Origin of the sequence: Herminiimonas sp. CN (assembly GCF_000622895.1) — a bacterium.
Taxonomy (GTDB): Bacteria; Pseudomonadota; Gammaproteobacteria; order Burkholderiales; family Burkholderiaceae_D; genus AVCC01.
The window spans coordinates 1-12,380 of sequence record NZ_AVCC01000088.1 but is presented as its reverse complement, the minus strand read 5'-3'; the positions used below and the strand labels follow the sequence as shown (position 1 = coordinate 12,380).

The 12,380-nt window shown below is 58.2% G+C and carries 10 protein-coding genes; 5 read left to right on the top strand and 5 right to left on the bottom strand.

The window, feature by feature from the left end; genetic code table 11:
• Positions 1 to 32 precede the first annotated feature (32 nt).
• Positions 33 to 1,241, top strand: coding sequence for an MFS transporter (locus HMCN_RS0115030; RefSeq protein WP_025918147.1), 1,209 nt, complete (start codon positions 33 to 35; stop codon positions 1,239 to 1,241).
• Between the two features lie 19 nt (positions 1,242 to 1,260).
• On the opposite strand, the gene HMCN_RS0115025 is transcribed toward HMCN_RS0115030, so the two are convergent.
• Together HMCN_RS0115025 and aceB are read right to left on the bottom strand one after the other, a co-directional pair.
• Positions 1,261 to 1,818 carry a DUF1415 domain-containing protein gene (locus HMCN_RS0115025; protein ID WP_025918146.1) on the bottom strand — a complete coding sequence of 186 codons (558 nt, stop codon included), beginning with the start codon at positions 1,816 to 1,818 and terminating at the stop codon, positions 1,261 to 1,263.
• 186 nt (positions 1,819 to 2,004) lie between these two features.
• Positions 2,005 to 3,591: a malate synthase A gene (gene aceB / locus HMCN_RS0115020; protein WP_025918145.1), complete on the bottom strand. Its 1,587-nt coding sequence runs from the start codon at positions 3,589 to 3,591 to the stop codon at positions 2,005 to 2,007.
• A gap of 190 nt (positions 3,592 to 3,781) precedes the next feature.
• On the opposite strand from aceB, the gene HMCN_RS0115015 reads away from it, so the two are divergent.
• The 3 genes from HMCN_RS0115015 to HMCN_RS0115000 all read left to right on the top strand — a co-directional run bounded on the left by HMCN_RS0115015 (position 3,782) and on the right by HMCN_RS0115000 (position 8,849).
• On the top strand, positions 3,782 to 4,687 hold the full coding sequence (locus HMCN_RS0115015) for a LysR family transcriptional regulator (protein ID WP_025918144.1): 906 nt from the start codon (positions 3,782 to 3,784) through the stop codon (positions 4,685 to 4,687).
• 453 nt (positions 4,688 to 5,140) lie between these two features.
• Positions 5,141 to 6,790: an L-lactate permease gene (locus tag HMCN_RS0115005; RefSeq protein WP_025918142.1), complete on the top strand. Its 1,650-nt coding sequence runs from the start codon at positions 5,141 to 5,143 to the stop codon at positions 6,788 to 6,790.
• 361 nt (positions 6,791 to 7,151) lie between these two features.
• Positions 7,152 to 8,849, top strand: a complete 1,698-nt coding sequence (locus tag HMCN_RS0115000; protein ID WP_025918141.1) for a histidine kinase N-terminal 7TM domain-containing protein — start codon at positions 7,152 to 7,154, stop codon at positions 8,847 to 8,849.
• Here HMCN_RS0115000 and moaE read toward each other — a convergent pair.
• Positions 8,786 to 9,274: a molybdopterin synthase catalytic subunit MoaE gene (moaE, locus tag HMCN_RS0114995; RefSeq protein ID WP_025918140.1), complete on the bottom strand. Its 489-nt coding sequence runs from the start codon at positions 9,272 to 9,274 to the stop codon at positions 8,786 to 8,788. The two genes, HMCN_RS0115000 and moaE, sit on opposite strands and share 64 nt — an antisense overlap.
• A 142-nt stretch (positions 9,275 to 9,416) precedes the next feature.
• Here moaE and HMCN_RS17915 point away from each other — a divergent pair, with 142 nt between their 5' ends.
• A complete protein-coding gene (locus HMCN_RS17915) occupies positions 9,417 to 9,776 on the top strand; it encodes a YbaN family protein (protein WP_238552187.1) in 360 nt (119 codons plus the stop codon).
• 58 nt (positions 9,777 to 9,834) lie between these two features.
• Here the strand turns inward: HMCN_RS17915 and HMCN_RS0114985 are convergent, their stop codons facing one another.
• Together HMCN_RS0114985 and HMCN_RS0114980 are read right to left on the bottom strand one after the other, a co-directional pair.
• Positions 9,835 to 10,422 (bottom strand): chalcone isomerase family protein, encoded by a 588-nt coding sequence (locus tag HMCN_RS0114985; protein WP_025918139.1) that lies wholly within the window; start codon positions 10,420 to 10,422, stop codon positions 9,835 to 9,837.
• An 83-nt stretch (positions 10,423 to 10,505) separates the two neighbouring features.
• Positions 10,506 to 12,089, bottom strand: coding sequence for a methyl-accepting chemotaxis protein (locus tag HMCN_RS0114980; RefSeq protein WP_025918138.1), 1,584 nt, complete (start codon positions 12,087 to 12,089; stop codon positions 10,506 to 10,508).
• Between the last annotated feature and the right edge of the window lie 291 nt (positions 12,090 to 12,380).

Sequence of the window (12,380 nt, the reverse complement as noted above, 5' to 3'; positions counted from 1 at the left end):
GTTTTATGCGTATACCCATACATTATATCAATATGATAAAAACCGGAAAATTCCGCACGCTGCGTCAGATTCCCTCCAGCATTTGGGTGCTCGGCATGGTCAGCCTGCTGATGGATGTTTCATCCGAGATGATCCATGCGCTGCTGCCGCTATTCCTGATCACCACCTTGGGCGCGAGCGTTTTCATCGTCGGCCTGATTGAAGGTGCGGCCGAGGCCACCGCCTTGATCGTCAAGGTATTCTCCGGGGCATTGAGCGACTATCTGGGCAAGCGCAAGGGCTTGGCGGTGTTCGGCTACGGCCTGGCCGCACTGACCAAGCCGATCTTCGCGCTGGCGTCCGGCATCGGCTGGATCATGAGCGCACGCCTGCTGGACCGGGTCGGCAAAGGGATTCGGGGTGCGCCGCGCGATGCGCTGGTGGCCGACCTGGCGCCGCCGCATCTGCGCGGTGCGGCGTTCGGGCTGCGCCAGTCGCTCGATACGGTGGGCGCATTTCTTGGCCCTTTGAGCGCGATCGGGCTGATGCTGCTGTGGGCCAACGATTTCAGGGCCATATTCTGGGTTGCCACCGTGCCTGCGGTGCTGGCGGTCGTGCTGTTGATTGCCGGAGTGCAGGAACCCGAGCGCAAGACCATGGGAGTCACGGAAAAGCGCAGCAATCCGATCCGCTGGGGCAATCTCAAACGCATGGGACGCGACTACTGGTGGGTGGTGATCATCGGCGCAGTATTTACGCTCGCGCGTTTCAGCGAGGCATTCTTGCTGTTGCGCGCGCAACAGGGCGGCATGGCGCTGGCTTGGGTGCCGCTGATCATGGTGGCGATGAACGTGGTGTATGCGCTCTCGGCCTATCCGTTCGGCAAGCTGTCCGATGGCGTCAGCCATACCCGCCTGCTGGCAGCAGGTCTGCTGGTCCTGATCGCAGCCGATATCGTGCTGGCCAGCAGCAATGCGTGGCCGGTGGTATTGCTGGGCGTGTTGCTGTGGGGCTTGCACATGGGCATGACGCAAGGCTTGCTGGCCGCGATGGTGGCGGCTACCGCACCGGCCGATCTGCGCGGCACTGCCTCGTTTTTCAATCTGGCCAGCGGATTGGCGATGCTGGTGGCCAGCCCGCTGGCCGGCTGGCTGTGGGATGGCTACGGCGCATCGTTTACGTTTTATGCGGGAGCGGTTTTTTGCGGCGCCGCGCTGCTGCTGATGCTGATGCTGGCCAACATGCGGCGCAGGGCCAGCTAAAAGCGGCCTGCAAATTTCTTTATTCCGCAGCGAACAGGCGGGCCCAGCCGTCATGCCCGAGGCTGCGCAGCGTTTCAATATTTTTTTCGAAAATAGTGTCGGTCTGCGGGTACGCGGCCACCGCTTTTTCGATGCTTTCCTCGCGCAGCAGATGCAAGGTCGGGTATGGCGAACGGTTGGTGTAGTTGTCGATATCGTCCGCTGCCGTGCCATCGAACTGGTATTGCGGGTGAAAACTCGCAACCTGCAGCACACCACCCAGATCCATATCTTCAACCGTAGCATCGGCCACATCCAGAAAATCGTTGTAATCGAGAAAATCGGTCAGCGTGTCCGGATGGATCAGCAGCGTGGTTTCGATCTTCTCCGCCGAGCATTCGGCCAGCGTTTCCAATTCCACAATCAAATCTGCCAGCAACGCTTCCGGCGTAGTCGCGGCGCTGACCACATAACGGATCTGGTTCTTGACATGCACCGCCTTGGCAAACGGGCACAGATTCAAGCCGATCACGGCCTTTTCCAGCCATACCTTGGTTTTTGCGATGATTTCTTCAGGGGCATTCGTGCTGCTGGTCATGGCTTGGTCTTTTCTGCAATGGATTCGGACCTGAGCTTATACCACCAAACCGGAATTTACTGCGGGTGGCAGGCTGTTAATCGCACCGGCCGCTGGCTTGCGCGCGAAGAAGCGGCGTGCCGCGCAGACCAACAATGCAAAAACCGGCCGCAGCCGGTTTTTTGCATTGAAGCTACCAGAAAATCGTCAGATTTCCTCGTACAACGGCAAGGTCAGGAATTCGGCAAAGTCTTCCGAAGTCGACATCTGTTCGAAAATCTGCGCGGCGCGGTCGTAGGTCGCACCGTTGCCAACGACTGCCTTCACTTTGACCAGTTCTTCCGGGATCATCGCGCGCACCATGTCGGCGGTGACCTTGCGGCCATCTTCCAGCAGGCCCTTGCTGGAGCGAATCCACTGCCAGACTTGCGAGCGGCTGATTTCCGCGGTGGCAGCGTCTTCCATCAGGTTGTGGATCGGCACGCAACCGTTGCCTGCCAGCCATGCGCCGAGGTAGTGAATGCCGACGTTGATGTTGTAGCGCAGGCCGGCTTCGGTGACTGGCGTTTCCGGCTGGAAGTTCAGCAGGTCGGCCGCGACCACGTTGACGTCCGGGCGCTGCTTGTCGATCTGGTTCAGCTTGTCGCCCAATACCTTCTTGAACTCTGTCATCGACAGTTCAACCAGGCCCGGGTGCGCGACCCAGCCGCCGTCGTAGCCGTCGGTGGCGTCGCGCGCCTTGTCGTTGCGCACGCCGCCCATGGCGACATCGTTCTTTTCCGGATCGTTTTTGATCGGGATCAGCGCCGACATGCCGCCGATCGCCGGCGCGTTGCGCTTGTGGCAGGTTTTCAGCAACAGCAATGCATAGGAACGCATGAACGGCGCGGTCATCGTCACCTTGGCGCGGTCGGCCAGGCAGAAGTTCTTGTCGTTCTTGAATTTCTTGATGCAGGAAAAGATGTAATCCCAGCGGCCGGCGTTCAGACCGCTTGAGTGCTCACGCAGCTCGTACAGGATTTCGTCCATTTCGAATGCGGCCAGGATGGTTTCGATCAGCACGGTAGCCTTGATCGTGCCTTGCGGCAAGCCGAGTTCGTTTTGCGTCATCACGAAGATGTCGTTCCACAGCCGCGCTTCCAGATGCGATTCCATCTTCGGCAGGTAGAAATACGGGCCGGCGCCGCGCGCCAGCTGTTCTTTGGCGTTGTGGAACATGAACAGCGCGAAGTCGAAAATGCCGCCGGAGATGCGCTTGCCGTCGACCAGCACGTGCTTCTCGTCCAGATGCCAGCCGCGCGGGCGCACCACCAGCGTGGCGGTCTTGTCATTGAGCTTGTAGCTCTTGCCGTTCTGTTCCAGCGCGATGGTCTTGCGCACCGCGTCCTTCATGTTGATCTGGCCGGTGAGCTGGTTTTCCCAGTTCGGGGTGTTGGAATCCTCGAAGTCGGTCATGTAGCTGTCGGCGCCGGAGTTCAGCGCGTTGATGACCATCTTGCGTTCGACCGGGCCGGTGATTTCGACCCGGCGGCATTCCAGCGCCTTCGGGATCGGGGCGATTTTCCAGTCGCCGTTGCGGATGTGGGCGGTTTCCGGCAGAAAATCGGGCAGCTTGCCGGCGTCGAGTTCCTTGGCGCGCACTACGCGCGCGGCCAGCAATTGCTGGCGGCGCGGCTCGAATGCGCGGGTCAGCTTGGCGACCAGCGCCAGCGCTTCCGGGGTCAGAATCTGTTCGTAGCCGGGGGCGATTTCGGCTTTGATTTCCATGCCGGCTGGCAATTGGAGTTGCGTCATGGTGTGCTCCTGTAAGTGGATTTTAATTTTGCGTGCAATATGCACGACAAGATGGTTGAAAGCGGATCGGATTGGTGATTTTACGATGCGATTGGAATCAAGTATATTAAATAAAAACAATGCAAACAAAACGATTTATCAATTTATTATTGCGTTTTAGTCACAAATAAACGTCAACCGGCTCAACATCATGGATCATTTCAAGCAGATTTCCACTTTCGTCGAAGCCGCCACCCGCGGTAGCCTGTCCGCCGCCGCCCGGGCCGAAGGTATCGCCCCGGCGATGATAGGCCGGCGGCTGGATGCGCTGGAACAACGGCTCGGCGTCAAGCTGTTGCAGCGCAGCACCCGCAAAATCGCGCTCACCAACGAAGGCGCAGCCTTCCTCGATGATTGCCAGCGCATTCTGGCCGACCTGGAGGATGCGGAGTCCGCAGTTGCCGAGGGCAGCGCCCGCGCCAGCGGCCACCTCAGCATTTCGGCCCCGGCCGGCTTTGGGCGGATGCACGTGGCGCCCTTGCTGCCGTCTTTTCTGGCCGAGCATCGCGAAGTCGAATTGAGCCTGAATCTGAACGATCGCCTGGTCGACCTGATCGGCGAAGGCATCGATGTGGCGATCCGGATTGCATCCCTGGCCGATTCGAATCTGGTCGGCGTCAAGCTGGCCGACAATCAGCGCGTGGTGGTGGTGGCGCCGGCTTACCTCAAGAAAAACGGCGCGCCGCAAGTTCCGGACGACCTGGCCCGGCACAATTGCCTGGCGCTGCCCAGCGATGGCAGCCAGCGCGGCTGGACTTTCCGCCAGAACGGCAAGAACATCACGCTCAAGGTAAGCGGCAACATGGTCTGCAATGACGGCGAGGTGCTGCACGACTGGGCGCTGGCGGGGCGCGGCCTGGCGTGGCGCTCGATGTGGGAAGTGCGCAGCGCACTGGAATCCGGTCAGCTGGTGACGGTGCTGGACGATTTTGCCGCGCCCGGCAACGATATTTACGCGGTATTTGCACAACGCCAGCATATGCCGCTGCGGATCCGCGCCTTCATCGACTTCCTGCGGCGCGTGTATGCGCAGCCGGAATATTGGCAAAAGCATTAGGGCAACTCAGCCTGTGGCATTCAATCAATAATACTATGTACCGTATTTTTTAAAACATACGAATATAATGCGGAAAATTGTGTATTTAATCGCATACCGGTACTATATTCATAATTAACCAAGCCTGCATGGCCGGCTGCCGGCACCTTAATATGGCCTGCCGCCGCAGGCTGGCCGTTCCCCCTCCGCCCCGCACCGTCGAGCCGCCAATGCGCTGCGGCACGATGTCCGGCGGCACATCCGCGAGACCGGCGGAAAGAAGCATGCGCGAGTCTCGATTTGTCCAGTGTGCAAAAGCTTTCATGCCGGGATGAATGCTTTTCATCTTTCCTGAAAACCGTTGTGACAAAATTATTGCCTATCGCTTAAACCCCACTTGCGACACACAAAAAACGGGTTCGGATGAAACCCTGCATTTCAGATCAATTCACCATTCCTACAAGGAGACAATTCATGTGGTCACAAGTTTATGACCCGTTCAACAATCCGGTGCTGTCGACGCTGGCGGCGGCAATACCCGTCGTCGTGATGCTGGCCGCACTGGCATTTTTCCATATCAAGGCCCACATCGCCGCGCTGCTCGGGCTGCTCTCCGCACTGGCGGTCGCCGTCTTCGGCTTTTCGATGCCGGCCAGCACCGCGGCTTCTTCCGCCTTGTTTGGCGCCGCCAACGGCTTGCTGCCGATCGGCTGGATCATCCTGAACGTGATTTTCCTGTACCAGCTGACCGAGCGCAAAGGCTACTTCAAGGTGCTGCAGGAAAGCATCACCGGCATCACCACCGACCGCCGCCTGCAACTGCTGCTGATCGCGTTCTCGTTCGGCGCGTTCTTCGAGGGTGCGGGCGGCTTCGGCACGCCGGTCGCGGTCACCGGCGCGATGCTGATTGGGCTCGGCTTTGCGCCGCTGGCCGCGTCCGGCCTGTCGCTGATCGCCAATACCGCACCGGTGGCCTACGGCGCGCTCGGCACGCCGATCATCGCGCTGGCCGGCGTGACCGGGCTGGACATGCTGCAGGTGTCGGGCATGGTTGGGCGGCAGTTGCCGTTTTTCTCGCTGCTGGTGCCGTTCTGGCTGATCTGGGCGTTCTGCGGCTTTCGCGGCATGTTGGCGATCTGGCCTGCGGTCCTGGTTGCCGGCGCTGCCTTCGCGATTCCGCAATATCTGATCTCCAACTTCCACGGCCCCTGGCTGGTCGACGTCGGCGCGGCAATCAGCTCGATGGTATTCCTGACCCTGTTTCTGAAAGTGTGGAAGCCGGCCAAGATATGGACCTCGGCTGCCGGCAAATTCAAGGGCGGCAGCGCCCAGGACGTCGCTTCGGTGGTCCACAGCTACAGCCGCGCCGAAGTGTTCCGCGCCTGGATGCCCTGGCTGATCCTGTCGGTGCTGGTGTTCATGTGGGGCGTGCCGGAATGGAAAAAGGTACTCGACGGCATATCGGTCTTTAAATACCAATGGCCCGGCTTGCACAACATGGTGCAGAAAATGCCGCCGGTCGCGATCAAGGCACATGCGGAAGCTGCCGTGTATACGCTTAACTGGCTCTCCACCACCGGCACCGGGATCTTCATCGCAGCCATGATTTCCGGCCTGGTGATGGGCTACAAGGTGCGCGATCTGTTCGCCGTGTATTGGGATACCGTCAAGATCCTGAAATATTCGCTGCTGACCATCGCGGCCATGCTGGCGCTGGGTTACACCACCCGTTATTCCGGCGTCGATTCGACCCTCGGCCTGGCGTTCTCGCATACCGGCGTGCTGTACCCGTTCTTCGGCACCCTGCTGGGCTGGCTCGGCGTTGCGCTGACCGGTTCCGACACTGCCTCCAACGTGCTGTTCGGCGGCCTGCAAAAAACCTCGGCCGAGCAGCTCGGACTCAATCCGCTGCTGATGGCATCGGCCAACTCGGCCGGCGGCGTGATGGGCAAGATGATCGATGCGCAATCGATCGTGGTCGCCTCCACCGCAACCAAATGGTATGGGCACGAGGGTGACATCTTGCGTTATGTGTTCTTCCATTCGATCGCGCTGGCTTGCCTGGTCGGCGTGCTGATCACGTTGCAGGCGTATGTCTATCCATTTACCTTAATGGTGTTTTAAACCCGGCCGCAGCATCCTGCGGCTTTGTAAAAAGCCACCATCCGGGCTGGTTCCGGACGGTGGCTTTTTTTTGTAAGCGGCATGTTACAAGTTCCATCCTCTGATGCTTCTGCGCAAAAAATATACTCCTGCACAAGACTGTTTTTTCCGCATATAAACATTAATCAATATCAACATACTCCACATTATTTGTTATTTAAAAAAAATATCGCCCGGCGCTGCTGGTCCAGCAAGCAGTGTCATTAACATTTCGTATCAAATTTATAGATTTTCCGGGGAGCAATTCAAGAGTTTCGCTGTCACACTTTGCCCAGATGCAACAGGCAAGCCCCAACATGCAAAACACACACGGCAACACCCGATGATCGATTTCGCACCTTTCAAGGCGGAAATCACTCCGATCGCGCCGGTCCTGTTGCTGGCCGGTGCCGTCATCACCGTTTTCCTGGCCTTGCGCACCAGGCGGCTGCAGCCGTTTCCGGGACGCGGCTATTTTCTCGGGATGTTGCTGGCCGCATCCTGGTGGGCCGCAGCCGCCGCATTCGAAAGCCTCTCTGCGCTGCCGTCGGACAAGATAATCTGGGCCGAACTGGCCTGGCCCGGCATCGTCGCCGCGCCAACCTGCTGGGCGCAGTTTATATGGGCTTATGTCAACGGCAATTACAAGCTCTTGCGCACCAGGTGGCGCCTGTCCCTGCTGGCAATGCCGCTGGCGACCTGCATCATCGCCCTCACGAATTCGTCGCACCATCTGATGTATGCGCAAACGACCGCGCAAATCACGCAAGACGGTTTGCGGATGCTGTACATTCGCGGCCCGTGGTTTTATCTCACCACCGTCTATTTGTATGTTTTCATGCTGCTCAGCATGGCGGCAGTGATCAATGCCCTGCCGCACGCGAGCCGTGTTTATCGCCGCCATTACCTCGGTTTTGCGCTGGCCATGGTGCTTCCGTGGATCGCCAATATCGGCTACGTCACCAATACCGTGCTGCTGTTTGGATTCGATCCGACACCGTTTTCCTTCCTGCTGATGACGACGGTTTTTTACTGGCTGATCAGCCGCAATCAATTGTTCGATTTGCTGCCGGTAGCGCACACCGTCCTGCTGGACGCGGTGCCGGATGCGGTGCTGGTGCTGGATCCGGAACAGCGCATCGTGGAATGCAACCGCGCAGCGACCGGCTTGCCTGGCTTGTCGGAATTATGGGTCGGTTGCCATTTGACGCAGTTTTCCGACTTCCACCGCGTGCTGCAGCCGCTGCTGAAGGAAGGTGCTAAAGACCGGTTCGATATCGTCCTGGGGCAACCGGAGCGTCATTACGAGCTAAAAAAAGTGTCGTTGCCGTATCCGCGCAAGGAGACCGGCCTGCTCTTGACCTTGCGCGATATCACGCATCGCAAACTGGGTGAAATCCAGCTGCACGATGCCATGGCGGAACTCGAAGCCCAGCTTGAAACCAATCTGCAACTTCAGCAGCAGTTGCATGAAGACGCAATTCGGGATGTATTGACCGGCCTGCACAACCGGCGCTTTCTGGACGAGTTGAAAGCCGGGCTGGAAGCGGAGTCTGTGCGCAGCAAGGAGCCCTTGGCGGCAGTCATGATCGATATTGATTATTTCAAGCGCTTGAACGACACCTACGGCCACCATGCGGGCGACCAGGTGTTGCGCTTTATTGCCGGTTTTTTGCAAAGAAGTATCCGGCAAAGCGATTATGTATTTCGCATGGGCGGCGAGGAATTCCTGATCTTGCTGCCCAATACCAGCGCCGAACAGGCGTTCATTCGCGCCGGCAACTGGTGCGCCAAATTCGCCACCATCAATATCCCGCTCGAAGAAAATACTATTTCCGCAACATTTTCAGCCGGCATCGCGGTCTTTCCGAGCGCTGCCGACAGCATCGATACGCTGCTCAATCTGGCCGACAAGGCGCTCTACCAGGCCAAGGCGGCCGGGCGCAACCGGGTCGAATGCTTCGCTGCGGCGCCAGACTACACCCCAGGCCCGCCTTGCACGCCATTGCCGGACGATATGCCCCACTTCGCCAGCGCCTGATCGTCCGACTCGCGCGCATCGACCCAGCGCGCGCCGTTCGGCGTCTGTTCCTTCTTCCAGAACGGCGCTGCGGTTTTCAGGTAATCCATGATGAATTCACAGGCGGCGAACGCCTCGCCCCGATGCGCGGAGGTAATCGCCACCAGCACGATCTGGTCCAGCGGCGCCAACGGCCCGACCCGGTGAATCACCAGCGCGTCGAAAAACACCCAGCGCGAGCGCGCCTGCTGCACGATCTCTTCCAGCGCCTTTTCGGTCATGCCCGGATAGTGCTCCAGTTCCATGGAAGCGATATCGGCGCCGTCATTCAAGTCGCGCACGGTGCCGACGAAGGCGACCACCGCGCCCACCTTCGGATTGGCAACGCGCAGCTGGCTGACTTCCGTGGTCAGGTCGAAATCTTCGGTTTGTATGCGCACAGGCATGATGGCTTTGCTCGCTTTCTGGCTGTTATCGCTTGATCGGTTGCGTATTTTAGCCCGTAGCGGGAAGGCACGGTTGCGCGCCTGGATTACAATGAGGCCCGCCGACCTTGGATCTCGCAAAAGAGTAATGAAAACAAACCGATTGAGCAGGATTGTCCTGATTATCGTCGGCAGCATAGCCGTGCTGCTTGCCGTTCTGGGCGTATTTTTGCCTCTGTTGCCGACTACGCCCTTCCTGTTGCTGGCATCGGCCTGCTATTTCAGGAGTTCGCCGCGGATGTACCGCTGGCTGGTAAGCAACCGGATACTGGGAAACTATATCCTCAATTTCCAAAGCGGCAAGGGAATCCCGTTGCGTGGCAAGATCGTTGCGCTGCTGCTGATCTGGACTTCGATGTCATTCTCGATCTACAAGATTGAGGCCGTGGTCGTGCAACTGATCCTGGTTGCCGTCGGGATCGCGGTCAGCCTGATGATTTTGCGCATGAAAACGCTGCGCTGAATAAAAAAAGGCGAGTCCTGCGTTCGGCTCGCCCAATCCAGGCACAACATCTACAAAATTATCCGCCCAGCATGCTTTGCTTGAGCGCACTGTCGGCCGGCTTGTCGCCCAGCCAGATTTTCAGGTATGCATTGTAAAAGTTAATATCAGGCAACATTTCGCCCACCGGTTTGCCATTGACCTGAATCAGCATGCCGGAGCCAGGCACCCAGTCGGTGGTAATCGTGTCGCCTTTTTTGAGCGAAGGGATGGAAGCGAAGATTTCGCCCATCTTGACCGTCTGGTTGACGATTTTCGATTTCTCGGCCTTGTCGGAATTGGCATTCAGGCCGGTCATGAAGCTCTGGCCGAAATCTTCGCTGCTAATTTCGCGCAGCATCACCATTGTCAGCCGCCGCGGGCCGGCCAGATCCAGGATTTCAGGCACGGTGGTTTTCTTTGCCGGCAGATACAGTCCAGCCACATACACCTTGAAGATGGCCTTGACGCGAATTCCTGCGCCATTGAGCTTGAGTTCCTTGTTGGCCACATGAGCGGTTTCATCCAGCTTCACTCCGGCAATTTCAATTGCCGACGCGCCCTGGCTAAAGCCGATGACGAGGCAGCCCAAAGTCAATAACCGTTTGATGCGCAAGTTCTTAATCATATTGTCTCCAAAAAAACACTCGATGGCTTACTCGAAGGAACCTCTGGCGGGTCCTCTTCGAAACTTTTAAAAAGGTATGGCAATTATTCGGCTGCAATCCATGCAGCAACTGCCGCATTTCTGCCCGGCAGTTTGAAAACACTCACCACCCGGGCCAGATTCACCGCCTGATCCTGCATCGCTTCGGCTGAAGCGGCCGCCTCTTCCACCAGCGCCGCATTCTGCTGCGTTACCTGATCCATCTGGCTGATTGCGCGGTTGACCTGCTCGATGCCGGTGCTCTGCTCCTGGCTGGCGGCCGTGATGTGGGCCATGATGTCGGTCACGCGAGCAACGCTTGCCACCACTTCGTCCATCGTGAGGCCGGCCTGGCGCACCAGTTTGCTGCCGGCCTCGACCTTATCCACCGAGTCGCCGATCAGCGCCTTGATTTCCCTGGCCGCCGCGGCCGAGCGCTGCGCCAGATTCCGCACTTCGGACGCCACCACTGCAAAGCCGCGTCCCTGCTCGCCGGCCCGGGCCGCTTCCACTGCGGCGTTCAATGCCAGGATGTTGGTCTGGAATGCAATGCCGTCGATGACGCCGATGATGTCGACGATTTTCCGCGACGAGTCGTTGATCGAGCCCATGGTGCCGATCACCTGCGCCACCACCGCCCCGCCCTTGGCCGCGACTTCCGAGGCGCAGGCCGCCAGTTGATTGGCCTGGTGCGCATTGTCGGCATTTTCACGCACGGTGCCGGTCAATGCGAACATCGAGGCTGCGGTCTGTTGCAGCGAACTGGCCTGCTGTTCGGTGCGCGACGACAGATCCAGATTGCCGCTGGCAATCTGGCTCGATACCGATGCGATAGTCTCGGTGCCTGAACGTACGTCGCCGACGATCTTCGACAAACTTTGATTCATGTGCTGGAGCGCCTGCATCAGCATACCGGTTTCATCGAAGGCTTTGGCTGCAATCGTGCTGCAGAGGTCGCCGTCAGCGACGCGCTTGGCGACAGCGACCGCTTCATTGAGCGGCTGGGTAATGCTGCGTGAGACCAAAAATCCGACCAGCACGCTCAGGGCGCCGGCGACTGCCGCCAATGCCAGGATCAGCAGCCCGGTGCGATTGGCCGCCAGCGTCGATTGCGCGCCGGACTGCTCCATCCGGCTGTTTTGGTAGTTGATGAAATTATCGATCTGGGCGAAATATTTGGCTTGCAGCGGCCGCACCGAAAACAGCAATTTCAGCATCGCTTCGTCTTTTGCGTCCTGATTGACGAGCGCCACGAACTTGGCCTGGACCGGCACGAACTTATCCCGCAATGCGCTGATGGCATCGAGGTGCCGGCGACCCTCGGCTTCGTTGATGATTTTTCCCAAAGTGGCGATGGCCGCATCGGTGCTTTTATTCTTGTCTTCGATGTTGGCCAGTTCCTTTTTGATTTGCCCCGGTTCGGTCATGATCAAAACGTTGAGCATATTGCGCGTGACTTCGTTCAAGTCGGCCTTGATGGTATTGGCAATCACCGTCTTCGGATAGCGGTCCTTGACCAGCAGCGTGATTTCGCCATCCAGGCTGGCGATGCGGACATAAGCCAGGCTGGCCAGCATGATCAACAACGCAATGACGGCGCCGAAACCGAGAGCAAGTCGTTGTCCAATACGCATTTTTTTAGTATTCATTGTGTGCGAGCCTTTGTCCCCGGGCGAAATTGCTTGAAAATAGTGCGGGCGCAAGGGGCCTGCACTGCTTGAATTTGCGCACATGCCCGGATCGGGAAAGTGCATCCATCAAGAAATTATTTGAACAACAATATAGCAATACCAAAACGCGATGCGAACACGTTTAGTAGTGGAGATACTCTAAAAATCGCACTATCGTTCTTTTTTTATTTGTCGATCTAAGAATCAGCCCGCCGTGCTCGAAAGAGGGGGAGTTGGGCGAGCAGCGTGCCCACGGGCGGTATGCAATGG